Genomic DNA, 25860 nt, shown 5'->3' on the forward strand with positions numbered 1-25860 from the left:
AAACGACAATGAACGACAGTGAATTTCATCGCCTTGCTGACACCCTGTGGATGACCATTGAAGAGCGTCTGGACGACTGGGACGGCGACAGCGATATCGACTGCGAAATTAACGGCGGCATATTGACCATCACCTTTGAAAACGGCAGCAAAATCATCATCAACCGCCAGGAACCCCTGCATCAGGTGTGGCTGGCGGCCAAACAAGGCGGTTACCATTTCGATCTGAAAGGTGACGAGTGGGTTTGCGACCGTTCAGGCGAAACCTTCTGGGATCTGCTGGAACAGGCGGCGACGCAACAGGCGGGCGAAGAGGTAAGTTTTCGCGGCTAACATCTAACCCCGGATAAGGCATTGCGCCGCATCCGGGAGTCCCGGGTACGCTGCGCTTCCCCGGGCTACCCGCTAAAACATCAGGAGAAGTACTGCTGCAACAGCGGCGCGTCGTTATCCTGATTGGCAGACGCAACAGGCGTGATAGCCTGATTGCGGAACGGAATCACCTGCGCCCGACCATCCACATTCACGATTTGGTAGAACTGCGGCAGGTTGAAGTTGATAAAGCTTGAGCCGTAGGTAAAGCGGTCGTGCGACGACGAATAGAAGCGGCTAACGTCGCGCACCAGCTCCTCTTTGCTGCCTTCGCAGTGGTGATACACTTCCGCGCGGTTGCTTTCATCCAGAATATAGATATTGAAACCGTCATCGCCGGTCTCTTCGAAGAAGAACTGAATAATCCCTTCGCTGGCAAACCCATCCACCACCTGCGGCAGTTTGACGTGGTTCGTTTCGACCTGAACCGACAGCCCGTGCAGTTTGTTATGAGAAATCGCGCCATAAAACTCAATCGCGTTTTCAAGTTTCTGCACCGATACATTCAGGCGCTCGAAGAAAAGCCCCCAGGTCTGTCCGGCCACGCGTAACGCTTTGAAGCGCCCCGTTTCCTGGCGGGTACTGGACAGACGCAGCTCAATGCATTCAGAAACCAGTTGCTGCACGCGGGTACGGATCAAGCCGCGCAGATGCTGGCTATAACAGAACACTTCAACGCTATCGGGCGGCGCGGCATCCTGATGCATTTTGCCCAGAATGGTTTTCAGCGCTTCAATCATCGCCTGCTCGCCGTTGAAATGCAGTGTACGCACTTCATTCCAGGAGTTGCGATAAAGCAGGTCTACGCTGCCAACCAGGCAGTTTTGCTGCTCACCGAAGCTGAACACATCAAGCTTACGGAAATCGAAATGCACGACCTGGTTACGGAATGCCGCAGTCGGGTCATATTCCAGGTTCACGATAATCGCCAGATGGCGGATTTCGCAGGGGCTGTACAGCGCTTTTGGCGTTGGCGCAGGCAGACGCAGCGGGAAGTGATGGGACACATTCGCCACCATCTCCTGCAGTTTTGCCAAATCGACAATGCCATTACCTTTAATAAACAGGCGAGTACGCGACGTCAGCAAACCATTGAACCACGCCCACGCCACCAGTTTGTTCAAGTAACGGTTATATTCCAGCGGCTGGTGGCTAACGATAGAGTCCATGTTTGGGGCACGGTTGTACAGATACCAACCCGTACGATTCGCACGGCCCGGCGGCACATGGATAAAGGTTAAATTAGGCTCGGAGAGATCCGGAGAAATCTGCGGATTCACCAGGGTGACTTTACCCGGCAACGCTTCGAAAGCGGCATATAACTTACGGGTCAGCACGCCGATGTCCTGCGGACTGGCGGAGACGCTCAGATTGTTGCGGCGCGCAAAGCGAATCAGGTTACGGTAGCTCTGCATCATGGCATCGAGCAGCTCGTTATGCGCTTCACGTACCTGGTCGATTTTCCAGTTTGCCCGATTATCGAGCATGGTGAGACGCGCTTCGTCCCAACCCCACTCTTTCACTAACTGACTGACCACTTCACGCCGCCAGCCCACACAGGCACGCTCACGGCTCAGTTTCTCGCACACTTTTAAATAGAAACATCGACGCACAAGATCAAGACGCGTGAAATCTTCAATCGCGGTCAGATAATGGGTGACGCGCTCCAGCATCATGCAGTAATGATCCAGACCGAACGAAACGATTTCACCGTCGTGCAGACGCTGTTTAATGTCTTTCGCCAACAGGCGGGTGTTCGGATACTCCCAGGAATAAGCTTCCAGTAGCAGAGTTTTCAGCACTGCTTTATAGGGGGAGTCGATACTTTTATAGAGCTGCCACAGGCTGGCGCCGAAGTACTCTTCGGCGGAAAGGGAGCTCAGGCCGCCGAGGTCCAGCCATTCATTTGGCGTCAGTACGCCCTGTGCATAGAGCGTCATGACGTAATCGTCATAGTGCTCTTCTTCATCGCCCGGCACCATATTCCACAGAATACGCTTACCGGCCAGACGCACAGCGGTACGATAGAATTCATCGAGCAACAAAATATGCTGCGTCGAGCCACAGTCTTCACCACCCAGACTGCCGCTTTCATTATGGCGGAAGCGGTTTTCATCAATTAAGAAGAAGCTGACTTCCACACCCAGCGATGCGGCCCAACTCTCAAGCAGGCTGCATTTACGCTGCAACAATTGGCGCTCTTCGTTATCGAGCCACGACTGGTGGCAAACCCAGATATCCAGGTCAGAAGAGCAGCTTTGTCCTACCGATGAAGTACTGCCCATGGAGTAGACGCCGGTTATCGGCAACTCGCCTTTTGGCGATTCCTGCGGGGGCATTCCACGGTAGAGCTCAAGCTCGTTGAGGTAGTGGCGTTGGGTTTCATCAGGCGTGTAGAGGCAAATGCCTTTTGGAACGCTACCTTCGAGGTAGCCCGGCATCAACGGATGATGGTAGTGCAAAAGCGTGGGCAGCAGACTGTAGACCTGCTGGAAAGCAGGGCCCATGGCCGCTAGCGCGCGATCCACACGCAGTTGATTGATGGCATCCAGCCTCTGTTTCAGAGTCTCAATATAGAGGTACAAGACGTATCGCCTGATGTTTACAGAAAGTCCAAAATCGCCGTCACCTTTTTTCGCCCTTGTCTTTGTGGTGGTACAGACGAAAAAATGGTCTAAAACGTGATCAATTTAACACCTTGCTGATTGACCGTAAAGAAAGATGCGCTACATACCAGTTTAGCACCATTTACAATGTGTAAATTCCCAATTACGGCCGAGGGTGTGTCTCGTTTTGACGAGACCGTGCTCGCCTCACCTATGCAATCACCACGAACACTGACACCCTAAGACAAGAATGTTAGGATGGTCGATGGATGATAATGACGGTAACAAGCATGTTAGACAATGTTCTGAGAATTGCCACACGGCAAAGTCCCCTTGCACTTTGGCAGGCACAATATGTTAAGCAGCGTCTTGAGGCACTCCACCCGGGCCTGACGGTCGAACTGGTGCCTATGGTTACGCGTGGCGATGTCATTCTGGACACCCCTCTGGCGAAAGTCGGCGGTAAAGGTCTGTTTGTGAAGGAACTTGAGCTGGCATTGCTTGAAAACCGCGCCGATATCGCCGTGCACTCTATGAAAGATGTCCCCGTCGAGTTCCCGGAAGGGTTGGGTCTGGTGACGATTTGTGAGCGTGAAGATCCGCGCGATGCCTTTGTCTCTAATCACTACAGCGACATCGACGCGCTGCCTGCGGGGAGCGTAGTTGGCACATCAAGTTTACGTCGGCAGTGTCAGTTGGCGGCACGCCGCCCCGATCTGGTGATCCGCTCTTTGCGTGGCAATGTCGGTACCCGTCTGTCAAAACTCGATAGCGGCGATTATGACGCCATCATCCTGGCGGTGGCAGGCCTGAAACGTCTGGGGCTCGAATCGCGAATTCGCGTCGCGCTGCCAGCAGAGCTTTCGCTCCCGGCAGTGGGTCAGGGTGCGGTGGGCATTGAGTGCCGTCTTGCAGACGAACGCACCCGTTTGTTGCTCGCCCCGCTTAACCATCACGAAACCGCTGTGCGGGTTTCCGCAGAGCGTGCCATGAATACCCGTCTCGAAGGCGGCTGCCAGGTACCAATTGGCAGCTATGCTGAATTACATGATGGTGAACTGTGGCTGCGTGCGCTGGTTGGCGCGCCGGACGGTTCGAAAATGGTCCAGGGTGAGCGCCGGGGTCATCCGGACGAAGCCGTCCAGTTAGGTATCTCACTTGCCGAGGAACTACTGGATAACGGCGCACGTGAAATTCTGGCTGACGTCTACAACGGAGATGCGCCCGCATGAATATCCTTGTCACCCGCCCCTCCCCGGCAGGGGAAATGTTAGTGAGCCGACTGCGCGCACTGGGACAGGTGGCATGGAGCTTTCCGTTGATTGAGTTCACCCCAGGCAGGGAACTCAACACGCTGCCCGAGCGTCTGTCGGCGCTGGGCGAAGACGATATGGTTTTTGCCTTATCACAGCATGCCGTGACATTTGCCCACGCGCATTTACAGCAAACCCACGCTTACTGGCCTTTACAGCCACGCTACTTTGCCATTGGTCGCACGACCGCGCTGGCGTTACATACTGCCAGCGGTATTGAGGTTCGCTATCCACTGGACCAGGAAATCAGCGAAGTCCTACTACAATTGCCTGAATTACAAAACATTCAGGGCAAACGTGCGCTAATCTTACGGGGAAACGGCGGACGTGAGTTATTAGGTGAAACGCTGGTGGCTCGTGGCGCTCAGGTTGAGTTTTGCGAATGTTATCAACGCTGTGGAAAGTTGTATGACGGGGCACAAGAGGCCATGCGCTGGCATACGCGCGGCGTCGATACGATAGTGGTCACCAGCGGTGAGATGCTGCAACAGCTTTTTACGCTTATTCCGCTCTGGTATCGCGAAAATTGGTTACTACGCTGTCGGCTGTTGGTCGTCAGCGAGCGTCTGGCGAACCTCGCCCGGGAACTGGGCTGGCAAGATATTCAGGTCGCTGAAAACGCAGACAACGATGCGCTGCTTCGCGCATTACAATAACACTCATAATGGGAAGCCATAATGACGGAACAACAACACTCCTCTGCCGTGGTTGAAGAAACCAAGCAGGCTGATGGCTACACGCCGCCGCCGAAAAACGCCGAGAAGAACAACCGCGCGGGCAAGACAAGTCTTGCACTTAGCGTGATTGCTATTGCAATTGCGCTGGCAGCAGGCGTCGGTCTTTATGGCTGGGTAAAGCAGCAAACTACCGTACTGCGCGCAACGAATGATGAGCTGGCCAACCAGGTCATTGCGATGCAGCAAGCGCAGGACAAACAAAAAGCCGGGCTGGAAGGCGTTATTAAACAGCAGGCCACGCAGCTTGAAGAGGCCAAACGTCAGCAAGACGCGCTCGCCAGGCAGTTAAATGAGGTTCAGCAAAAAGTCGCCACCATTTCCGGCACCGATGCGAAAACCTGGCTGCTGGCGCAGGCTGATTTCCTGGTCAAACTGGCCGGGCGTAAGCTGTGGAGCGATCAGGATGTCACCACCGCCGCGGCGCTGCTGAAAAGCGCAGATGCCAGCCTGGCGGACATGAACGATCCCAGCCTTATCACTGCGCGCCGCGCCATTACTGATGATGTCGCCAGCCTCTCTGCGATTTCTCAGGTGGATTATGACGGCATCATCCTGAAAGTGAACCAACTCTCGAACCAGATTGATAATCTGCGTCTGGCGGATAACAACGACGACGATGCCCCGATGGATTCAGACAGCAGTGAGTTGTCGAGTTCCCTTAACGAATGGCGCGTGAATCTGCAAAAAAGCTGGCAGAACTTTATGGACAGCTTCATCACGATTCGCCGTCGCGATGAAACCGCAGTGCCATTGCTGGCCCCGAACCAGGACATCTATCTGCGCGAAAATATCCGCTCAAGGCTGTTAGTTGCGGCACAGGCAGTACCTCGCCATCAGGAAGAGACCTACAAGCAGGCGCTGGATAATGTCTCTACCTGGATTCGCGCCTACTACGATACGGATGATTCCGCCACCAAAGCGTTTCTTGAGGAAATTGACAAGCTCGAGCAGCAGTCCATCGCCATGGCGGTCCCTGAGTCGCTGAAAAGCCAGCCGATTCTGGAGAAACTGATGCAGACCCGTGTGCGTAATCTTCTGGCGCAGCCTGGCGTTGCCCCGGATCCGAATGCGCCTGCTCAAGCGCCGCAGGGAGAATAATCATGCTGAAAGTATTATTACTCTTTGCGCTGCTGATCGCCGGGATCGTGTTAGGTCCGATGATCGCCGGCCATCAGGGCTATGTGCTGATCCAGACTGACACTTACAACATTGAAACCAGCGTCACTGGCCTGGTCATCATTCTGGTACTGGCTCTGGTAGTGCTTTTTGCCCTCGAATGGCTGTTACGCCGTATTTTCCGCACTGGCGCGCATACGCGTGGCTGGTTCGTTGGCCGTAAACGTCGCCGCGCCCGTAAACAGACGGAACTGGCGCTCATCAAGCTGGCAGAAGGCGATTATCAGCAGGTTGAGAAGTTGATGGCGAAAAACGCCGATCATGCGCAACAACCCGTGGTGAACTACTTACTGGCGGCCGAAGCGGCACAGCAACGTGGCGATGAAGTGCGTGCGAATCAGCACCTTGAGCGTGCCGCAGAGCTGTCGGAAAACGATCCGATCCCGGTCGAAATTACCCGTGTACGTCTGCAACTGGCACGCAATGAAAATCATGCCGCGCGCCATGGCGTTGACCGACTGCTGGAAATTACCCCACGTCATCCGGAAGTATTGCGCCTGGCAGAACAGGCTTACATCCGCACCGGCGCATGGAGTTCACTGCTGGACATCATTCCGTCGATGGCAAAAGCGAACGTCGGAGATGAGGCGCATCGCGAAGCACTCCAGCAACAAGCCTGGATTGGGCTAATGGATCAGGCGCGTGCCGATCTGGGAAGCGAGGGTCTACGAAGCTGGTGGAAAAACCAGAGTCGCAAAACCCGTCATCAAATCCCCTTGCAGGTGGCAATGGCAGAACATCTTATCGAATGTGACGATCACGATACTGCCCAGGCGATCCTCCTGGATGGTCTGAAACGACAGTATGACGACCGCCTGGTTCTGGTGATCCCGCGCCTGAAAACCAATAATCCTGAGCAGGTAGAAAAAGTCCTGCGCCAGCAAATCAAAACGCAGGGCGACCGCCCGATGCTCTGGAGTACGCTGGGGCAATCACTGATGAAACACGGCGAGTGGAAAGAGGCCTGCCTGGCGTTTCGTGCCGCGCTGAAACAACGCCCGGATGCATTCGATTACGCCTGGCTTGCTGACTGCCTCGACCGGCTGCACCAGCCGGAAGAAGCCGCAGAGATGCGTCGTGATGGTCTGCTGCTCACGTTGCAGAATAACCCCCCTTCCTGATCCTCTGTCGGGGCCGCAAGGCCCCGATTTTTTGCCTGCCTGACATTTCTGAATATCCTGTGCTACAGTTTTCCCGTCTCAATTAACGGAACGTCTCTGCCAATGTAACGATCTTCCCGAGTTAACCCCTTTCAATCGATGCAGCGCTTGCTGCAGGAAATAACTCGTTTTGGGAAATCGTTACCATGAACACCCTATTGTTCGCGCTCGTGCGCGCGCTACGCACGCACCGCTGGCTGCGGCTGCTGCTCTGCGCATTTGTCTTATCTTCACTGGGTAATGGCCTGACCCAGGTACTGGTCTTCGGCCAGCTCTTACGCTGGCATGCCTCACCTTCAACGCTCACCCTCGCCTACCTGTTGGCAACGCTACCGGGCTTTGTGGGCAGCCTGGCGGGAGAAAAGCTCTGTCGACGCTTGTCGCCCCTGTCTCTTTTAATTATCACAGAGCTGTTGGGTATGGTCGCCCTCGCCCTTCCTCTGTTCGGGCTCGTGTATCACAGTATCCCCGCTTTGCTGATGGTTCAGTCGGCAGAGGCGTTGCTGGGCGGGATGTCCTGGCCTGCGTTAGCGTTGGTATTCAAGCGCGGCCTTACGCATGATGAATTGCCTGCGGCCACAGGGATGGAGAGCGTTATTTTTGCCTCTCAGGTATTGCTAGGAACGGGGGTGGGCGTGCTGTTGTTCGACCATGTTGCCCCGCTAATATTGCTGAGCATTGATGCACTGAGTTTTCTGGCGTCGGTGGCTCTGCTTATGCTGACACGGGCACATTATCGTGCCCATGACATGAGCAATCGCAATAACGGCAAACCGTTATCGACTATTGCATGGCCTTCACTTACCGCCGCACAAAAGCGCAGCCTGCTGATCCTGCCCGCCCTTGCCGCGGTTGGTTCACCAGCCATGGCGCTCTTGCCCGCACTGGCGCAACAGATACACCCGGACGACGCTAGCGGGCTGGCATTACCGCTACTGTTCGCCCGTAGCCTGGGGCAGCTTTGTGGTCCGCTGCTGCTGAATGGTGAAAAGTTGCCGCACTATGCCCGCCGCAATCGCCTGTTAGTGCTGTGTCTGGCCATTTTCCTTGGGGCATACGGCCTGCTGCCGCTGCTCTCAGAAGAGAAGAGCGCGGCACTGGGGCTTATTTTTATCGCCCATCTGGCCTCGAATGTGGTGTTTGCTGTCGGTACGTTTAGTCTGCTTGCCGGGTTTAGCGGAGATGAGATCCCGGCAGCCAGCGCAAAAGCGTGGCGCTGGCAAACATTAACCGCCACGCTGATGACCACCATTGCGGCCTGGCTTGCCAGCGAATGGGGCGCCGCGCAGGCGCTCTACAGCGTATCACTGAGCGCATTGCTTTTGATGAGTGTGGTGATGGCACGCTACCGGGAATAAGGCATAAAAAAACGCCTGCTCGAAAGCAGGCGTTAAAACAGGTCTGTTTGACAACATAAATGGGTGCTTCACTCAACGTAGTGTCCATGGTGTTTGATGAGGCCGAAGCGACATCTGTCAGTGGACGATAAGCACCGTAAACGGCTCTGCATCATTCCGGAGTTTATGAGGCCAGAAGGCGAACATAAGAGGTGGAATGAGCATCTACACGTATATTATTGCACATAGTGTGCCAGGTTCGCATTAGCAAAACAGCACGCTTAAGTTCTTTTCAGATAACAGGAAAATCGCGCTCTGCGGCGGCAATCGCCCCAATTTAGCTACGGTGCCAGACGCTTTATTGTCGCCTACAGGAGACAGCCACAATACCAGACAGCCTACTCCTTATAAATCAATAAATTAGATGTCACCAATTGACGACAAAGGTAGGTTGGGTTGTCGCTGATACGCAACACCGTAAAATGAGAGATTTTTAGAATGCAAAAAACAAAAAACCCCGCTTTATTCAAGCGGGGTTCAAAAGTGGTCGGCGAGAGAGGATTCGAACCTCCGACCCACTGGTCCCAAACCAGTTGCGCTACCAAGCTGCGCTACTCGCCGATGTACTGCTTTTTGAATTTTTGTTCAATCTAAGTTGTGGTGCGAGGGGGGGGACTCGAACCCCCACATCCTAAGGACACTAACACCTGAAGCTAGCGCGTCTACCAATTCCGCCACCTTCGCATTCCACGAAACTTTTACTACTAAATAATGGGGTGGCTAATGGGACTCGAACCCACGACAACTGGAATCACAATCCAGGGCTCTACCAACTGAGCTATAGCCACCACTACAAATCTTTTCACGCGGCCCTGTGATTTCACAGTCCACCGCAGCTCATCAAGCACCGGGTTAAATGGTGCGCCCGACAGGATTCGAACCTGAGACCTCTGCCTCCGGAGGGCAGCGCTCTATCCAGCTGAGCTACGGGCGCTTAGCGCCGTTGCGGGGGTGGATAATACGGACTTCCCCCCCCTCTGTCTAGTGCCTTTTTAAATAAAATGCGCGTTTGGTTATGCTTTGCGCATTTTGCTGATTATTCCCCCACTCGCTGCGTCACAGCGTGGCGGTTTAAACCCAGCACCTTATAAATAACGCTCACTGCTGCCATGAAGATGATACCCACAAACAGTGACATACGGGTGTCGTCATTGAAGGCCATACCAATCAGCACGCACACCAGGAAAGCCATGGTCGCGTAGTTCGCCCACGGGAACAGCACGGAGCGGAATGGATGGCTGGCAATCGCCTGACGATGCGCATGGCGGAAGCGCAGTTGGCTAATCAAAATCACAAACCACGGTACCATACCCGGTAGTACGCTGGCGCTATAAACATAGACAAACACGCGCTGCGGGTTAGGAATGATGTAGTTCAGGCAGGAGCCAATCAGCAGGATGATGATAGAAATGGTCACGCCGGCAACGGGAACGCCGTTTTTCGACACTTTCGCCACACCCGCCGGTAGCTGACGGTTTTTCGCCAGTGCATAGAGCATTCGCCCACAGCTGTACATACCGCTGTTACAGCCAGACAGTGCAGCCGTCAGCACAACAAAGTTGATGATACCTGCCGCTGCGGTAATGCCGATTTTGGCGAAAGTCAGAACAAACGGGCTACCGTTAGTGCCGATCTCATTCCACGGGAAGATAGTCACGATAACGAAAATCGCGCCCACATAAAAAATCAGGATACGCCACAGCACTTTGCTTACCGCGCTGCGCAGCGTCACTTGCGGGTTTTTCGCTTCACCGGCGGTGATACCGATAAGCTCTACGCCCTGGTAAGACGCCACAACGATACACAGCGCCGTCAGGAACCCCTTCCAGCCGCCCGCAAAGAAGCCGCCGTGCTCAGTCAGATTGCTAAAACCAATCGCGTGACCGCCATTACCAAAACCAAAGAAGATAACGCCCAGTCCCACGATAATCATCACGATGATAGTGGTGACCTTGATCATTGCGAACCAGAATTCGATTTCACCGTACAGACGCACCGCCGCCAGGTTCGCGACTGCAACCAGCCCAACGGCAATCAGCGCGGGTATCCACTGTGCCAGGTCCGGGAACCAAAACTGCACATAGACGCCAATGGCCGTAATTTCCGAGATACCAACCGCCATCCACATAAACCAGTAGGACCAGGCGGTAAGATATCCAAAGAAGGGACTCATATAGCGGTGCGCATAAACGGCGAATGAACCGGTAACGGGTTCCAGGAAGAGCATTTCGCCCATTGAGCGCATGATGAAGAAGACAAAAAGCCCGGCGATAATGTACGCCAGTAGCACGGAAGGACCAGCCCATTTCAGGGTGCTTGCGGCCCCCATAAAGAGCCCCACCCCTATCGTGCCGCCCAGGGCAATCAATTCAATGTGACGAGACTCCAGGCCGCGCTGGAGCTCGGGTTTGTTTTCAGCCATATAACCTCTGTCGTGTTTGCAACTTTCCCGCTGTGCGGGTTGTTTTTATGAGAATAACGTGCGTCAAAGCCATCCCGGAGGCGATAACCGCGCAAAATATACTGGGATGATGCATTGAGTGAGCGAATGGTTTCTTAAAATGATGAAAATGGCAAATGATGTGTAAAAAAAATCTGGGTATCGCACAATAAAAAAGCGAATGCCCCATATCAACGGGGCATGGCAGGAGAAAATTATAGATTGCCGCGGTAATGCCAGGACAAGTAACGCAGCAGACGTAGCTGTCGGGTGACGCGGCTCGGCTGCGAAAGCAGGCGATACAGCCACTCAAGCCCCAGTCGTTGCCAGATGCCCGGCGCTCGTTTTACATAACCGGTAAAGACGTCGTAGGTGCCGCCGACGCCCATATAGAGGGCGTGAGCGTAGACTTCGCGGCAGTCACGCATCAGTATCTCCTGGCGCGGTGAGCCCATCGCGACGGTCACGATTTTCGCCCCGCTCGCACGAATCCGCTCAAACAGCGCCTGCCTGTCTTCGGCACGGAAATAACCATCCTGGCTGCCAACGATATTGACCTGCCACTGTTTACGCAGCTTATCTTCCGTTTGCTCCAGCACTTCTGGCTTTCCGCCCAACAAAAATACCGGCGTCCCTTCGCGACCCGCTCTTTCCATCAGCGCTTCCCAGAGATCGGCCCCCGCAACACGCTCAACGCGTGCCTGCGGAAATTTCTTCCGGATCGATCGCACCACGCTAATACCATCGGCATATTTGAATTCAGCCGCCTCAATCAGCGACCTCACCTGCGGGTTGTCCTCAATAGTGAGCATTTTCTCAGCGTTGATGGCGACCAGGGTTCCTTCCTTAAGTGCGCCACCGGCATATAAATAGTCCAGTGCATGTTGCATATCACGCCAGCCAATCAATTTCAGCCCACGTAGCTCATACACCGGAGCCACTGTGTTGTCAGTCATTCGTATCCTTAGTCAGACCCGCGACAAAGAGGTGCCGCGCTTGTTAATCAACCCGGCACTATCAAACAGCCAGTACAACAGTTTCGCCGTCAGCAGGCAGGCGCCAAAGATGACGAGGAAAAAGACCACTCGAGAAGCAAATGCGTCCAGCCCTTCACGCGCCAGCACGATCATGTTGAAGATGGCACCAAAACAGAAACTGTGCAAAATGGCGGCCTTATAGCGGTTGGTCTCCCGATTGCCAAGGGTATACAACCAGTCAAACCACTTGATAATCAGCCCAACCACTACCGCACCCAGCGGAATAAACCAGACACCGCCCATTACCACCAGTGAGCCAATCAGGGTGGGGGAAATCGCCAGGCCCGAGTGGTTATTCAACACTTCCCACGTAAAATAGTTCGCCGAATTCAACACAATGCCAGGACGTGAAGGCCACAGCCAGGTGGGAATAAAGACATAGAAATCACGAACGATCGGAGCTAATCCCTGGAAATCGATCTTGTCGTAATTTTGCAGCAGCAACGACAGATTTTCCCAGGGCGAGAAGGTATCGCGGGTGAGATATAAGAAAGTGTAAAACGCCTCATCACCGCTGACATTGAGCCCGTAGCGTTTAAGCGCCAGCCAGAACATGCCGACAATGCCCATTACCCCCGCCGCTGCCAGCATCCACAGCGAAATCCAGCCACGGATAATCCCGATAAACAAGAAGATAGCGAAAGCGATGATGATGTTAGCGCGCGTCCCGCCGACAATCATGTAGGTCAGCAGGCCAAACGCCACGGTACTGACCAGGAAGAACAGCCACGCCCGCCCATCCTGACGCAGAAAATAGACCACCAGCATAGCGGGGATAAAGAAATAGAAAAACCGCTTGAGCGCGACACCAGAAACTTCACTGGAAAAAATCTGGCTATAGGAATGCAGACGGAACAGCAAAAAGCCGTTATGCATGAAAAAGATACCCACACTCACCAGCGCAAGAATCATCAGCATCGCGCAGGTTAAATGCGTCTCCACCCGATTGACGGTAAACAGAGGACGGCGTTCATCCGCACGGGATGACGCACGTAACCGTGTTTTATACGTCACATAGTACACACCGTAAAAACAGGCCGCAGCCAGCAACGACTGTAGCATAACGCCAGGCGGTGCCACGCCAACATCGAAGCGAAACACCAGGATGCTGGTCAATGGAAAACCGAAGAAAAACGTTAGCAAAAACAGCAATGAAAAAAAGACATTGAAATTAAAGCGCACGCGGCGGAACTCAAACCACGTCAATGTGGCGATAAACAGCGTCGCCAGCAGCCAGATGATCAGTAACCCACTGAATTCAAGCGGACTCATCACGCCTCCCCTGCGGCAATGCACAGTGCCTGATGCCAGGGTGCAATAAAGTTCGGACTAAAGAAGGTGATGGTATCTTTGTCGACCGCCAGCAACTGACGTTGCGCTTCACGAATGATCGCTTCATTGAGCAGATCATCGGTAAACAGCACTGGAACGCCCTCTTCCACCATATCCCGCCAGAACGGGTTCTTGCGGTTTAGCACACAAGGCACACCCGCCTGAATCAACAGACATAGCGTGCCGATACCTTGCTGGCGCGCGAAGATGAAATAACCCAGGTCGCACTGGCTTAATAGTGTCAGGTAATCATCAAACGCCATCTTCTCGTTCAGGATACGCAAATTGTCCGGGCTAAACAGTGCCAGCCCGGCCTGACGAACCTGCTCAATGTAGACTTCGTTATTTGCCGGGTAGCCCATGGGCACAATGATATTTACCGTATCACCAAACTGCCGATGAATCGCTTTTAAGGCGGCGATATGTTCATTGCTGGGATCGCCGGAATTCCCCACCAATAGCGTCAGCTTGCCCTCGCGCTGCATTTCATAGCCCAGCGTGTTGAGTGCCGGGTCCATACGCGTTGGGAAGTACAGCAACTCACCGCGTACATCCGGGTGCCGGTCTGCAAACCAGGCCAGATCGCCACGGGTCGCGAAGATAGTGCCGACCCTTGCCTGCGCCAGACGCCGCAACGGGTAAAACAGGCGGAATTTCAGGCTACGGGAGACCTCATACAGATCGGCCCCCCAGGCATGCCAGTGAAATTGCGAGCGCTTAATCGCCCCGCGTAGCAGTGCCAGCCAGATACCGGTATTGAATTGACCGTGAAAAAAGAAACGTTGCTGCCTGTCGGCCTGCGCTTTGGCAATAACGGCCTTCGCCAGCGCCTGCTTACTGCCATAAAAATGCAAATGCAGGTTCGGGTAAGCGTCACTCATGCCGTCGTCCTTTCCGGCGAGCATAAATTCACGGGCATGGATGCCCGTTGCCGCGAGATGTTCATTAAAGAAACGCAGCACGGTGTGATTATGATGAGGGATATCCGATCCCAGTACGTGTATGAGTGCCGTCATGCCCGTCTACGCCAGAGTAAAAACACGCCACAACAGAGGGCGAAATAAATTATGTAGGTTGCCATATAGGCCTGCGCCGCTCCTGCTGCACCGTGGGTCGGGATCAGGAGACGGGAAAAAAGCGTCAGCAATGCAAACTGGCTCACTTCCGCCAGAATATAAAAGCGCAGCGAGGCTTTCGCGATAACCAGATAACCAAAAACGTAAGCGCCCACTTTCAATACGTCCCCAACCAGTTGCCAGGCAAACAGGTCACGCATCGCCGTAAATTTGTCAGAAAACAGCAGCCAGATAGCCACGTCGCGCAGCAACCAGACACAGAAACTCACGGCCGCCACTGCAGGCAACACAAAGCGCAGCGATTTCACGATCTCGCGGGTGATGTCCTGTTTTGTGGCAAGCCTCGAGAGAGTAGGAAGCAGATACACGCTAAACGAGGCGGTAATAAATTGTAGATAAGCATCGGAGATACTGCTTACCCCTTGCCAGATCCCCACGTCGTCCCAGCTATAATGGGCAGCCAGCAAATTTCGCATCATCACATAGGCCAGCGGGATCGTGACAGACGTGATAAGCGCCATCAGAGTGAATTTGCTGAGTTGCCCGGCCAGCCCGTTATCCCAGCGTGGGCGAAAATAGCTTAATGGAACGTGGCTGCGGCGCACCAGCAACAGCATCGCCGGGAAGACCACCAGCGCAGGCACCAACGCCATACCAAGCAATGCTCCCTGATACTCACCCAGTTTGTAGCAAAGATACCAGGCGGCCACCCCCACCACGCTACCAATAATCAGTGACAGCGCGTTACCCGCCGCATCGCGAAAGCCTTTCATCACCGCCAGCAGCAGGTTCGCCCAGGCAATTCCCATTTGCACCAGCGCCACCAGCCGCACCAGCCCCTGGTAATCGGCATGACCAAACAAGCCGCGACTGATCGGCGCCGCCGCAAGTAAAAAGATCAGCGCCAGCAGCATTGAGAAGCCCAGCACCATGGCAGAAGACGTGCCGACGACCTCACGTAGTCGCGTGGGGTCATCATGGTGTTGGGAGACAAATTTCGTCACGCCATTAAAGATACCTGCGCCTGCAAGCACGCCGAGCACAATGATCAACTGGCGAAAATTACCCGCCTGCCCAACCCCGGAGGGGCCATAGGCCAGCGCCAGCAGTTTAACCACCAGTAGCCCGGCGCCAATCTTGACGAGAGTACTTGCCGCCGTCCAGACAGAAGCTTTTGCCAGCGACATGTTAGCGGAAATAGCTCAGTAACGTGTTAATCACGGTACGCTGGTTAACAGGGGCGAGATTGTAGAACAGAGGCAGACGAAGCAAACGCTCACTTTCCTGCGTCGTATAGCGATCCTCACCGTGGAACTCACCAAATTTCGCCCCGGCAGGTGATGCGTGCAGCGGAATATAATGGAACACAGAGAGAATCTCGGCCTCTTTGAGGAAGGCGATGAGCTTGCTGCGATCTTCTTCGTCACGCAGTTTGATATAAAACATATGGGCGTTATGCCCGCACTCTTCGGGAATCGACGGCAGCGTAATACGCCCGGCGCGTGCCAGCGGCGACAAAGCATCGAAATAGGTTTGCCACAGGGACAAACGCTGCTGATTGATACGATCTGCTGCTTCGAGCTGCGCCCATAGATAGGCCGCCTGCAAATCCGCCATCAGATAGCTCGAGCCAATATCGCGCCAGGTGTATTTATCCACCTGCCCACGGAAGAACTGACTGCGGTTGGTCCCTTTTTCGCGGATGACTTCCGCGCGTTCAACCAGCGCGCGATCGTTAATCAGCGTCGCGCCGCCTTCACCGCCCGCGGTGTAGTTTTTGGTTTCATGGAAACTAAAGCAGCCAATGTGCCCGATAGTGCCCAACGCCCGACCTTTATAGGTGGACATCACACCCTGCGCGGCATCTTCCACCACAAACAGATCATGCCGTTTGGCAATCGCCATAATGGTGTCCATTTCACAGGCCACACCGGCATAGTGAACCGGCACAATGGCGCGGGTATTTTCCGTGATGGCCTCTTCAATACGAGTTTCGTCGATGTTCAGCGTATCCGGGCGGATATCCACAAAGACGATTTTCGCGCCACGCAGTACAAAAGCGTTAGCGGTAGAAACAAAGGTGTAGCTTGGCATGATCACTTCATCGCCAGGCTGAATATCCAGCAGCAACGCCGCCATCTCCAGCGATGCCGTACAGGAGGGGGTCAGTAGCACTTTCGGGCTATGGAAACGCTGTTCCATCCACTGCTGGCAGCGACGGGTAAAACCACCGTCACCGCAAAGTTTGCCGCTGCCCATCGCCGACTGCATGTAGTCGAGTTCCGTTCCCACCACAGGAGGTGCATTAAAAGGGATCATAGAGTCACCTGTATAACCAGTAGGCGGTGCTTTCCATTATCGCACCGCTGCGAGTGTAGCGTCTGATAGCCGCAAGATTGCCCATCTGCGTCGCCACACGGATTGTCTTAAGTTGCCGCTGTTGCGCCCAATAACAGGCCGCCTGCATCAATTTTTCCCCCGCGCCACGCCCGCCCAGTAAACCGATCCTGGCTTCCTGTTCATTGAGTTGACGCAGGGAGACAAAAGCCTCGATATCGCCATTTGCTCCGCGAAACAGCAGACATTCATGGTCAAATACGCCTTTCACCGCGTTTTCAATCCACTGCGCGTAAAAACGCCCACTGGCCTCCTCAGGGTACCAGGGCGCGCGAAAGCGGCTCTGACTGAACATATTTTCCGCCATCTGGCGTAACGGTGTGATATCACCGGCTACCGCCGTCTGCGCCTGCGGATTAACAGCCTGTAGCGGAACCGATAATGCGAAATCCGCTTCGCCTTCGACCAGCCGAAAGCCAAAATGTTGCAGAGCATCAAGCTGTTGTGTATTGGATGCGGAAATTTTCGCCTGTAGGCGCGGCCAGCCGTCGAACGCAGAAGCATCAAGCGCTGGCGCATCCTCCTGCAAACGCACGATGGCGCTGCGCAGGCCAAAGAATTCACTCTCCCATGCCAGTTCGTCAATGTAGCCGTGTAGTGTCATGGGAGGTGACCTCAGCGCCATACGCCTTTGGTATCCACAATGTATTGCTGGCGCACATTGTCACCCGCGATGGCTTTGAACTCTTTGTGATCGACCAGCATGACCAGCACATCAGCCTGCGCCATTGCGTCCTCAAGACTGACCAGCGTACTTTGGCCTGCCAGACGCGGAGGCAACTGATGAATGTTCGGCTCTACCACCAGCGTTTCACCGCTATGCCACCCGGCAATACTGTGGGCAATTTCCATCGCCGGGCTTTCACGCAGGTCGTCAATATTGGGTTTAAATGCCAGACCGAAACAGGCAATTTTAATGTCGCTGGCACGCTTATCACTTGCGGCCAGGCAATCGGCGACGGTTGCTTTAACCTGGTTCAATACCCAGTGTGGTTTGCTATCGTTCACTTCACGCGCGGTACGAATCAAGCGGGCCTGCTGTGGGTTCTGTGCCACAATAAACCACGGATCGACGGCAATACAGTGGCCGCCTACGCCGGGGCCAGGCTGCAGAATATTCACGCGTGGGTGGCGATTAGCCAGGCGAATCAGTTCCCAGACATTGATGCCCTGGTCGGCGCAAATGAGCGACAATTCATTAGCAAACGCGATGTTCACGTCGCGGAAGCTGTTTTCCGTCAATTTGCACATTTCAGCGGTGCGGGAGTTTGTCACCACACACTCGCCTTCGAGGAAAATGTTATACAGCTCGCTGGCGCGTGCCGAGCATACGGGCGTCATACCGCCAATGACCCGGTCATTCTTGATAAGCTCAACCATGACCTGGCCGGGCAGAACGCGCTCCGGGCAATAGGCAATGTTGATATCTGCCTGCTCTCCCACCTGCTGTGGGAAAGTTAAGTCCGGACGAGCAGCGGCCAGCCACTCTGCCATTTGCTCCGTCGCACCCACCGGCGATGTCGATTCAAGAATAACCAGTGAGCCTTTTTTCAGCACAGGCGCAATGGATTTTGCCGCCGCTTCGACAAAAGTCATATCCGGCTCGTGTTGGCCTTTAAAAGGGGTGGGAACGGCAATTAAATAGGCATCCGCTGCCACCGGCGTCGTGCTGGCGCGCAGCCAGCCGCCTTCAACGGCGGTTTTAACGACCATGTCCAGTTCAGGCTCAACAATATGAATCTTCCCGCGATTAATGGTCTCCACGGCATGGGGATTAACATCAATCCCTACTACCTCTTTTTGCCGTGAGGCGAAAGCCGCCGCAGTTGGCAGTCCAATATAGCCAAGGCCAATGACGGAAATCGTTTTGAAACTCATAGTGTTACCCGATTGTTTTTTAGTGCATGCAAAATTCGACCACAGGCCTGCCCGTCTCCATACGGATTGTGCGCATGGCTCATGGCCTGCCAGGCATCATTGTCATAAAGCAGGCGTGAGACTTCCTCAACGATACGCTGGCTGTCGGTGCCAATTAACCTGACGGTCCCGGCTTCAATGGCTTCCGGGCGTTCGGTGGTGTCACGCATCACCAGAACGGGTTTACCCAGCGAAGGGGCTTCTTCCTGAATACCACCGGAATCGGTGAGAATCAGCCAGGCGCGATTCATTAACCACAGGAAGGGTAAATAGTCTTGCGGCTCTATCAGCGTGACATTTTCCACATGACCGAGGATGCGGTTCACGGGTTCGCTGACATTGGGATTAAGGTGTACCGGATAAACAATCTGCACATCATCATGCTGTGAAGCAATTTCCGCCAGCGCATGACAAATATGCTCAAAGCCGAGACCAAAACTCTCACGACGGTGCCCGGTAACCAGAATCAGTTTTTTATTGCTGTCGAGGAAGGGATAACGTGATGCCAGTTCCTCCTCAAGCGAAGGGTTGTTCAGGACGCTATCCCGCACCCAAAACAGCGCATCAATAACGGTATTGCCGGTAACAAAAATATGTTTATCCGCAACGTTTTCCCGCAGCAAGTTATGGCGGGAGTTTTCCGTCGGCGCGAAATGATACAGCGCCAGATGGCCAGTTAACGTGCGATTGGCCTCCTCCGGCCACGGCGATGACAGATCCCCTGTACGCAACCCTGCTTCCACATGCCCGACCGGAATGCGCTGATAAAACGCAGCCAGACTTGCAGCGATAGTGGTTGTCGTGTCGCCGTGAACCAATACGACATCAGGACGGAAAGATTCCAGGATAGGTTTAAGCCCTTCCAGAATACGACAAGTAATCTCTGTCAGTCCCTGCCCGGGCTGCATAATATTCAGGTCGTAATCCGGAACGATAGAAAAAAGTTTCAATACCTGATCGAGCATTTCCCGATGCTGCGCAGTGACGCATACCTTCGCGTCGAAATCAGGGTCCCTTGCCAGCGCGTGTACCAGAGGCGCCATCTTAATGGCTTCCGGTCGTGTGCCAAATACGGTCAGTACTTTCACAACGATTCTCTTCGATTAGGTAATGAAGGCACGAAGCCTTCATCTTAGATTGCGTGTCAAAATGATCGACGACGCGTTAATGCAACACCAGCTCCGATGAGTGCCCCTACCACACCCCACATGATCATCAGGAAGGCACGACGCGGGCTGTCGCGTTTTACCGGTTCTTCAGGTGTGCGCAAATATCGATAAGTCTGAAAGCGGGGATCAAGCGTAGGGCCCACATTCAGCGTATTAAGCATGGCTCGGTTTTGGAAGTAGTCCAAATCGTACTCAGGCCCTACCGCACGTAAATTTTCCAGGCGCGCCTGCAACATTGGGCGGCCTAATAAAAACATCTCAGAATCCGGCAGTTCATCCACCGGGACTTCTGTTTCGCTGCGGGAGATATTGTGTTCTTCTGCCACTTTCAGCGCCTGCTCGACGCTACTCACGCGGCGATTAAAAAGGGTATTGGCAACCTCTTCCTGACGCTTCACCTGCGCTTTCATCTGGATAGTGCGGGCCGCCCATGCTCCTTTAAGCTCATCGTTCAGATGGCGTGCAGCGCGCTGGCTGGCAAAAGCCACATACTGACGCAACAAATTATTAGCATCAGGCGCAGTTTCAGCCGTCAGTTTGACATTGTCATTAAGGTTACGCGTCACATCGCCCGGCGTGTACTGGATGTAATTGATTAAATCATCCAACATTGCGGCGTCCGCTTTGCTGTTACCGACTTTCCGCTGCTTGAAATAGTCCGTCTGCATCCAGAAGTCACGCCGTGTATCCCATGACGCCAGTTGCATCACAAACTCTTTATACGCTTCATCCATGACAGAAATCTGGTCTACAGGTGCGAGACTCGCTTTAACGTCCAGGTTACGCAGGAATTGCTGCTGTGAATAATAGCCACCCAGCATGTTTACCGTGGGACGATCAGTGATGGCTGTTGCCCCCCACTCCTGACGAGCAAAGAATGTCCACGTTAAGGCGATTAACGCAAACAGTAGCGCAATCCCGCAAATCCATAATTTTCCGGCCCATAAAGTACGAAAAAGACCACGAATATCCAGCTCGTTTTCCGTACCCGCTGAAGCTGTTCCCGACAATGGTTGAGTCATCGCTTTCCCAGATTTACTTGGTTAAGGTTGGTTTGTGACCGCTATTACGGCGCATTCTGCGCTTCACACGCTTTATCAACCGCGCCACTTTCCATGCGCGTTTGATGCAGTAGCCATATAAGAAAAAGGATAGCAAAAATAATGCCAACATCACCCATTCAGGAATGAAGTGAAGGTATTCGGTTAATACACCAACCGACGCCAGCAGCGCCGCGGCAAGTGTAATCAACACAAAGGCCTGCCGTGAGGTAAACCCGGCGCGCATAATAAGATGGTGAATATGCTGGCGGTCCGCTGAGAACGGGCTCATCCCTTTACGCAAGCGACGATACATGATCGCCACCATATCCATTAATGGGATCGCGATAATCCACAACGCGGTAACCGGGCTTATAGGGTGGGTCTTACCCTGCGTAGTCTCAAGTAAAATCCAGATAAGTGTGAAACCGATAAAGGTGCTGCCGGCATCGCCCATAAAGACTTTATAGCGCCGCCCCAGTACGCCGAGGTTCAACATGATGTACGGCAGGATTGCGGCAATCATGGCAAAGCACCACATCGCGAGGCTGATTTGACCATCAAACCACAAGATGATGCCGATGGCGGCAAAGGAGACGCAGGACAATCCTCCCAGCAAACCGTCAATACCATCAACCATGTTGAAAGCGTTAATCGCAGCCCAAACGGCAAAGAGCGTCAGCAGATAACCAAAGGGCCCCAGCACCATTTCCCAGGTACCAAAGATGTAGCCCAGACTGCTGAGGTAAAGTTTACCAACCGACATCATTACGATCGCAATAATTGCCTGAATCATTGCGCGAATTTTGACACTGATGTCGTAGCGGTCATCGAGCGCCCCCACAAACACCAGAATCCCGGCGCAGCACAGATACAACACCGCATGGGGAATGTAGTAATCAGCAATGCCGAAGGTGAAGCAGATACCGGCGAACACTGAGATGCCCCCAACCAGCGGAATCAAACCCTGATGCCGTTTACGAAAGTTGGGCTTATCCACCAGACCGACGCGCTTCGCCATTTTTCGGGCGAAAAATAAAAACGCGGTCGTGAATAAGAAAATACTGAATAATTCAGTAAACGCAGTGAGTAAATTCACAATGCATGCTCTCAGCGAATGTTAATCCTGGCAGTATAACGACGATGCCTCGCTCCAAAAAGAAGAAAGCAGGTCATTCACAGGCGTTTTAGTATGTTTCTTAAGCAAGCAGAATAGTGTGATTGCTTAGGTATTTGTGTTGAGCTGGCCTGTAGCGGACGGTGCCTGTCCCAATGCATATAGCGTATAGTCCACAAATGAAAAACGCCACGTAAAAACGTGGCGTTTCCTGGCTTTATTTCTATTAAGAGCGTTTCATCATGTCGAAGAATTCATCGTTCGTCTTCGTCATCGCCAGTTTATTAATGAGGAACTCCATCGCGTCGATTTCACCCATCGGATGAATGATCTTGCGCAGGATCCACATTTTCTGCAGCTCTTCTTGCGTGGTGAGCAGCTCTTCTTTACGGGTACCGGAACGGTTGTAGTCGATAGCCGGGAAGACGCGTTTTTCAGCGATCTTACGGGAGAGATGCAGCTCCATGTTACCGGTGCCTTTAAACTCTTCGTAGATAACTTCATCCATTTTGGAGCCGGTGTCGATAAGCGCAGTAGCGATAATGGTCAGGCTACCACCCTCTTCCACGTTACGTGCAGCACCGAAGAAACGCTTCGGACGGTGCAGGGCGTTGGCATCCACACCACCGGTCAAGACTTTACCGGAAGCAGGAACCACGGTGTTATACGCACGCGCCAGACGGGTGATGGAGTCGAGCAGAATGATAACGTCTTTCTTGTGCTCAACCAGGCGTTTCGCCTTCTCAATCACCATTTCCGCAACCTGAACGTGACGAGATGCCGGTTCGTCGAAGGTGGAAGCGACAACTTCACCTTTAACCAGACGCTGCATCTCGGTCACCTCTTCCGGGCGTTCGTCGATGAGCAAAACCATCAGTACGCAATCCGGGTGGTTGTAGGCAATGCTCTGCGCAATATTCTGCAGCAGCATCGTTTTACCGGCTTTCGGCGGTGCAACAATCAGACCACGCTGACCGCGGCCAATTGGCGAAGCCAGGTCCAGGACACGTGCCGTCAAATCTTCGGTAGAACCGTTACCCCGTTCCATGCGCAGGCGAGAGTTCGCGTGCAGCGGCGTTAAGTTCTCGAACAGAATCTTGTTACGCGCGTTCTCCGGCTTGTCGTAGTTAACCTCGTTAACTTTCAACAACGCAAAGTAACGTTCACCCTCTTTTGGAGGACGAATCTTACCAGAAATGGTGTCACCAGTGCGGAGGTTGAAACGGCGGATTTGGCTGGGGGATACGTAGATGTCATCAGGACCGGCGAGGTAGGAGCTGTCTGCGGAGCGGAGGAAACCAAATCCATCCTGCAGAATCTCCAGCACACCGTCGCCAAAGATATCTTCGCCACTCTTTGCGTGCTGCTTCAGGATGGCAAAAATTATGTCCTGCTTGCGCATACGGGCCAGGTTTTCCAGCCCCATATTTTCGCCGAGAGTGATCAGCTCAGAAACCGGCGTATTCTTTAATTCGGTAAGATTCATAGTGGTGTGGGTTCTTAAACTCGGGGTAAAACTCGAACTTAATGTTGTGAATGGTATGGCAGGGTCATCCATGCCTGTTAACGGCCATCACTTATGTCCAATCGCTGCCTGGTCAAAGGTAAATACGCAGAACTGAAACGACAAGACGGAAAAATGATAAGCCCGGAATCTATCCACTTCTCTCGCGAGGCAAAGCACAGCGGGAAGCGTCGGGTAACACAAGATTCAAACTACAAGGTATGTTTACAACGAAGTCAAAACTAAATTAGCACGACTGAAGCCGGGCGTCCAGCGATCCACATAATTTAGAAGGCTGGCGCACCGGCTGAGATTCGAGGAGTTACGCCAGATTAGCGTCCAGGAACTCTTTCAGTTGACCTTTGGACAGCGCGCCCACTTTGGTCGCAGCCACTTCGCCGTTTTTAAACAGCAGCAGGGTCGGGATACCACGGATACCGTACTTCGGCGCAGTACCTGGATTCTGGTCGATATTCAGCTTCGCGACGGTCAGTTTACCTTCGTATTCGCTAGCGACTTCATCCAGGATCGGGGCGATCATTTTACACGGACCGCACCACTCTGCCCAGAAATCGACGAGAACCAGCCCGTCCGCTTTGAGTACATCCGTGTCAAAACTATCGTCAGTCAGGTGAATAATTTTATCGCTCATATATAACTCCACAGGAATAAGCCTGGTGTGTTGGTGTTGGTGTAGCATAAAACAGCATCGTGTTGATGCCACATTAACCAACTAAAGGTTGACTTTATTTCACCGGATACGCTTTCGTAAAGCAATAGTAAGCTGATATTCTACCACACTATGAGCAAAACACATTTAACTGAACAGAAGTTTTCCGACTTCGCCCTGCACCCTAAGGTGATCGAAGCCCTTGAAACTAAAGGGTTTCATAATTGTACGCCCATACAGGCACTGGCTCTTCCGCTGACGCTGGAAGGTCGTGATGTTGCAGGGCAGGCGCAAACCGGTACTGGCAAAACGATGGCGTTTTTAACGTCAACGTTTCATTATCTTCTTTCTCATCCGGCGATCGATGATCGCAAGGTGAATCAGCCGCGCGCGCTTATTATGGCGCCAACCCGTGAATTGGCTGTGCAAATCCACGCTGATGCTGAACCGCTGGCGCAGTCTACCGGCATGAAGCTGGGCCTGGCTTATGGCGGCGACGGTTATGACAAGCAGTTAAAAGTGCTTGAGAGCGGCGTCGATATTCTTATCGGCACCACCGGTCGCCTTATCGATTACGCAAAACAGAACCATATTAACCTGGGCGCGATTCAGGTCGTGGTTCTCGACGAAGCCGATCGTATGTACGATCTGGGCTTTATCAAAGATATCCGCTGGTTGTTCCGCCGCATGCCTCCGGCAACTGCGCGTCTGAACATGCTTTTCTCCGCCACACTCTCTTACCGTGTTCGCGAACTGGCTTTCGAGCAGATGAACAACGCTGAGTACGTGGAAGTCGAACCGGAGCAGAAAACAGGCCACCGTATTAAAGAAGAGCTCTTCTACCCTTCTAATGAAGAGAAGATGCGTCTGCTACAAACCTTAATCGAAGAAGAATGGCCGGATCGCGCTATCGTCTTTGCCAACACCAAACATCGTTGTGAAGATATCTGGGGCAGCCTTGCCGCAGACGGTCATCGTGTTGGTTTGCTGACTGGCGATGTCGCACAGAAAAAACGCCTGCGTATTCTCGATGAATTCACCCGCGGCGATCTGGATATTCTGGTCGCAACTGACGTTGCCGCACGCGGTCTGCATATTCCTGCTGTGACACATGTATTCAACTACGATCTGCCGGATGACTGTGAAGACTACGTTCACCGTATTGGCCGTACCGGTCGTGCTGGCGCCAGTGGTCACTCTATCAGCCTGGCGTGTGAAGAATACGCACTGAACCTACCGGCGATTGAAACATACATTGGGCACTCTATTCCGGTCAGCAAGTACAATCCGGATGCCCTGTTAAGTGATCTGCCACCCGCGAAACGCCTGACGCGTACGCGTTCTGGCAATGGTCCGCGCCGCAGCGGTGCACCACGTAATCGTCGTCGTTCAGGTTAAAAA

The 25860-nt window shown here is 53.4% G+C and carries 21 protein-coding genes and 4 tRNA genes; 7 read left to right on the forward strand and 18 right to left on the reverse strand.

The features are described 5' to 3' along the window. Nucleotides 1-8: 8 nt before the first annotated feature. Nucleotides 9-332 carry an iron donor protein CyaY gene (gene cyaY / locus MRY16398_RS27770; RefSeq protein WP_039077029.1) on the forward strand — a complete coding sequence of 108 codons (324 nt, stop codon included), beginning with the start codon at nt 9-11 and terminating at the stop codon, nt 330-332. Nucleotides 333-412: 80 nt separating this feature from the next. Here the strand turns inward: cyaY and cyaA are convergent, their stop codons facing one another. Then, a complete protein-coding gene (gene cyaA / locus MRY16398_RS27775) occupies nt 413-2956 on the reverse strand; it encodes a class I adenylate cyclase (protein ID WP_039077028.1) in 2544 nt (847 codons plus the stop codon). Between the two features lie 311 nt (nt 2957-3267). On the opposite strand from cyaA, the gene hemC reads away from it, so the two are divergent. The 5 genes from hemC (at nt 3268) to MRY16398_RS27800 (ending at nt 8721) form a co-directional block, all read left to right on the forward strand. Further along, nucleotides 3268-4209: a hydroxymethylbilane synthase gene (gene hemC / locus MRY16398_RS27780; protein ID WP_108702383.1), complete on the forward strand. Its 942-nt coding sequence runs from the start codon at nt 3268-3270 to the stop codon at nt 4207-4209. Continuing rightward, nucleotides 4206-4946, forward strand: coding sequence for a uroporphyrinogen-III synthase (hemD, locus tag MRY16398_RS27785; protein ID WP_039077026.1), 741 nt, complete (start codon nt 4206-4208; stop codon nt 4944-4946). The genes hemC and hemD overlap by 4 nt, the downstream gene beginning before the upstream one ends. A 21-nt stretch (nt 4947-4967) precedes the next feature. Beyond that, nucleotides 4968-6125, forward strand: a complete 1158-nt coding sequence (hemX, locus tag MRY16398_RS27790; RefSeq protein ID WP_125125571.1) for a uroporphyrinogen-III C-methyltransferase — start codon at nt 4968-4970, stop codon at nt 6123-6125. A 2-nt stretch (nt 6126-6127) separates the two neighbouring features. Further along, a complete protein-coding gene (gene hemY, locus MRY16398_RS27795) occupies nt 6128-7324 on the forward strand; it encodes a protoheme IX biogenesis protein HemY (RefSeq protein ID WP_039077024.1) in 1197 nt (398 codons plus the stop codon). 185 nt (nt 7325-7509) lie between these two features. After that, a complete protein-coding gene (locus tag MRY16398_RS27800) occupies nt 7510-8721 on the forward strand; it encodes an MFS transporter (RefSeq protein ID WP_125125572.1) in 1212 nt (403 codons plus the stop codon). A 523-nt stretch (nt 8722-9244) separates the two neighbouring features. On the opposite strand, the gene MRY16398_RS27805 is transcribed toward MRY16398_RS27800, so the two are convergent. The 17 genes from MRY16398_RS27805 to trxA form a co-directional block, all read right to left on the reverse strand. After that, nucleotides 9245-9321: transfer RNA gene (locus MRY16398_RS27805), tRNA-Pro, on the reverse strand. 37 nt (nt 9322-9358) lie between these two features. Further along, nucleotides 9359-9444 (reverse strand) — tRNA-Leu (locus MRY16398_RS27810). A 28-nt stretch (nt 9445-9472) separates the two neighbouring features. Then, a tRNA-His gene (locus MRY16398_RS27815) sits at nt 9473-9548 on the reverse strand. Nucleotides 9549-9617: 69 nt separating this feature from the next. Continuing rightward, a tRNA-Arg gene (locus MRY16398_RS27820) sits at nt 9618-9694 on the reverse strand. A 102-nt stretch (nt 9695-9796) separates the two neighbouring features. Next, on the reverse strand, nt 9797-11182 hold the full coding sequence (gene thrP, locus MRY16398_RS27825) for a bifunctional threonine/serine APC transporter ThrP (protein WP_039077022.1): 1386 nt from the start codon (nt 11180-11182) through the stop codon (nt 9797-9799). A 233-nt stretch (nt 11183-11415) separates the two neighbouring features. Beyond that, the gene (wecG, locus tag MRY16398_RS27830; RefSeq protein WP_039077021.1) at nt 11416-12156 is read right to left on the reverse strand and encodes a lipopolysaccharide N-acetylmannosaminouronosyltransferase; all 741 of its coding nucleotides are present in this window, start codon (nt 12154-12156) and stop codon (nt 11416-11418) included. Nucleotides 12157-12168: 12 nt separating this feature from the next. Next, entirely contained in the window at nt 12169-13509 is a 1341-nt protein-coding gene (gene wzyE, locus MRY16398_RS27835; protein WP_107223992.1) for an ECA oligosaccharide polymerase, read from the reverse strand. Further along, entirely contained in the window at nt 13509-14585 is a 1077-nt protein-coding gene (locus MRY16398_RS27840) for a TDP-N-acetylfucosamine:lipid II N-acetylfucosaminyltransferase (protein ID WP_039077019.1), read from the reverse strand. Before MRY16398_RS27840 ends, wzyE begins: the two co-directional genes overlap by 1 nt. Then, entirely contained in the window at nt 14582-15832 is a 1251-nt protein-coding gene (gene wzxE / locus MRY16398_RS27845) for a lipid III flippase WzxE (protein WP_071195548.1), read from the reverse strand. Before wzxE ends, MRY16398_RS27840 begins: the two co-directional genes overlap by 4 nt. Before the next feature lies 1 nt (nt 15833). Beyond that, complete coding sequence (gene rffA / locus MRY16398_RS27850) at nt 15834-16964, reverse strand: dTDP-4-amino-4,6-dideoxygalactose transaminase (RefSeq protein ID WP_039077017.1); 1131 nt, start codon at nt 16962-16964, stop codon at nt 15834-15836. Between the two features lie 4 nt (nt 16965-16968). Continuing rightward, the gene (gene rffC, locus MRY16398_RS27855) at nt 16969-17646 is read right to left on the reverse strand and encodes a dTDP-4-amino-4,6-dideoxy-D-galactose acyltransferase (protein WP_125125573.1); all 678 of its coding nucleotides are present in this window, start codon (nt 17644-17646) and stop codon (nt 16969-16971) included. Nucleotides 17647-17657: 11 nt separating this feature from the next. Next, nucleotides 17658-18920: a UDP-N-acetyl-D-mannosamine dehydrogenase gene (gene wecC / locus MRY16398_RS27860; RefSeq protein ID WP_039077015.1), complete on the reverse strand. Its 1263-nt coding sequence runs from the start codon at nt 18918-18920 to the stop codon at nt 17658-17660. Beyond that, nucleotides 18917-20047: a non-hydrolyzing UDP-N-acetylglucosamine 2-epimerase gene (gene wecB, locus MRY16398_RS27865; RefSeq protein WP_039077014.1), complete on the reverse strand. Its 1131-nt coding sequence runs from the start codon at nt 20045-20047 to the stop codon at nt 18917-18919. The genes wecC and wecB overlap by 4 nt, the downstream gene beginning before the upstream one ends. 56 nt (nt 20048-20103) lie before the next feature. Then, complete coding sequence (gene wzzE / locus MRY16398_RS27870; RefSeq protein WP_039077013.1) at nt 20104-21150, reverse strand: ECA polysaccharide chain length modulation protein; 1047 nt, start codon at nt 21148-21150, stop codon at nt 20104-20106. A gap of 13 nt (nt 21151-21163) precedes the next feature. Then, on the reverse strand, nt 21164-22267 hold the full coding sequence (wecA, locus tag MRY16398_RS27875) for a UDP-N-acetylglucosamine--undecaprenyl-phosphate N-acetylglucosaminephosphotransferase (RefSeq protein ID WP_039077012.1): 1104 nt from the start codon (nt 22265-22267) through the stop codon (nt 21164-21166). Nucleotides 22268-22511: 244 nt separating this feature from the next. Beyond that, nucleotides 22512-23771: a transcription termination factor Rho gene (rho, locus tag MRY16398_RS27880; RefSeq protein WP_023479599.1), complete on the reverse strand. Its 1260-nt coding sequence runs from the start codon at nt 23769-23771 to the stop codon at nt 22512-22514. A 340-nt stretch (nt 23772-24111) separates the two neighbouring features. Then, nucleotides 24112-24441, reverse strand: coding sequence for a thioredoxin TrxA (trxA, locus tag MRY16398_RS27885; RefSeq protein ID WP_039077011.1), 330 nt, complete (start codon nt 24439-24441; stop codon nt 24112-24114). A gap of 150 nt (nt 24442-24591) precedes the next feature. Here trxA and rhlB point away from each other — a divergent pair, with 150 nt between their 5' ends. After that, the gene (rhlB, locus tag MRY16398_RS27890; protein WP_047372315.1) at nt 24592-25857 is read left to right on the forward strand and encodes an ATP-dependent RNA helicase RhlB; all 1266 of its coding nucleotides are present in this window, start codon (nt 24592-24594) and stop codon (nt 25855-25857) included. Nucleotides 25858-25860 lie beyond the last annotated feature (3 nt).

The organism is Phytobacter sp. MRY16-398 (assembly GCF_003925915.1).
GTDB lineage: Bacteria > Pseudomonadota > Gammaproteobacteria > Enterobacterales > Enterobacteriaceae > Phytobacter > Phytobacter diazotrophicus.

What these genes read in the sequence shown, in the direction of transcription:
- cyaY (WP_039077029.1), top strand. Translation starts at nt 9, where the DNA reads ATGAACGACAGTGAATTTCATCGCCTTGCTGACACCCTGTGGATGACC.
- hemC (WP_108702383.1), top strand. Translation starts at nt 3,268, where the DNA reads ATGTTAGACAATGTTCTGAGAATTGCCACACGGCAAAGTCCCCTTGCA.
- hemD (WP_039077026.1), top strand. Translation starts at nt 4,206, where the DNA reads ATGAATATCCTTGTCACCCGCCCCTCCCCGGCAGGGGAAATGTTAGTG.
- hemX (WP_125125571.1), top strand. Translation starts at nt 4,968, where the DNA reads ATGACGGAACAACAACACTCCTCTGCCGTGGTTGAAGAAACCAAGCAG.
- hemY (WP_039077024.1), top strand. Translation starts at nt 6,128, where the DNA reads ATGCTGAAAGTATTATTACTCTTTGCGCTGCTGATCGCCGGGATCGTG.
- MRY16398_RS27800 (WP_125125572.1), top strand. Translation starts at nt 7,510, where the DNA reads ATGAACACCCTATTGTTCGCGCTCGTGCGCGCGCTACGCACGCACCGC.
- thrP (WP_039077022.1), bottom strand. Translation starts at nt 11,182, where the DNA reads ATGGCTGAAAACAAACCCGAGCTCCAGCGCGGCCTGGAGTCTCGTCAC.
- wecG (WP_039077021.1), bottom strand. Translation starts at nt 12,156, where the DNA reads ATGACTGACAACACAGTGGCTCCGGTGTATGAGCTACGTGGGCTGAAA.
- wzyE (WP_107223992.1), bottom strand. Translation starts at nt 13,509, where the DNA reads ATGAGTCCGCTTGAATTCAGTGGGTTACTGATCATCTGGCTGCTGGCG.
- MRY16398_RS27840 (WP_039077019.1), bottom strand. Translation starts at nt 14,585, where the DNA reads ATGACGGCACTCATACACGTACTGGGATCGGATATCCCTCATCATAAT.
- wzxE (WP_071195548.1), bottom strand. Translation starts at nt 15,832, where the DNA reads ATGTCGCTGGCAAAAGCTTCTGTCTGGACGGCGGCAAGTACTCTCGTC.
- rffA (WP_039077017.1), bottom strand. Translation starts at nt 16,964, where the DNA reads ATGATCCCTTTTAATGCACCTCCTGTGGTGGGAACGGAACTCGACTAC.
- rffC (WP_125125573.1), bottom strand. Translation starts at nt 17,646, where the DNA reads ATGACACTACACGGCTACATTGACGAACTGGCATGGGAGAGTGAATTC.
- wecC (WP_039077015.1), bottom strand. Translation starts at nt 18,920, where the DNA reads ATGAGTTTCAAAACGATTTCCGTCATTGGCCTTGGCTATATTGGACTG.
- wzzE (WP_039077013.1), bottom strand. Translation starts at nt 21,150, where the DNA reads ATGACTCAACCATTGTCGGGAACAGCTTCAGCGGGTACGGAAAACGAG.
- rho (WP_023479599.1), bottom strand. Translation starts at nt 23,771, where the DNA reads ATGAATCTTACCGAATTAAAGAATACGCCGGTTTCTGAGCTGATCACT.
- trxA (WP_039077011.1), bottom strand. Translation starts at nt 24,441, where the DNA reads ATGAGCGATAAAATTATTCACCTGACTGACGATAGTTTTGACACGGAT.
- rhlB (WP_047372315.1), top strand. Translation starts at nt 24,592, where the DNA reads ATGAGCAAAACACATTTAACTGAACAGAAGTTTTCCGACTTCGCCCTG.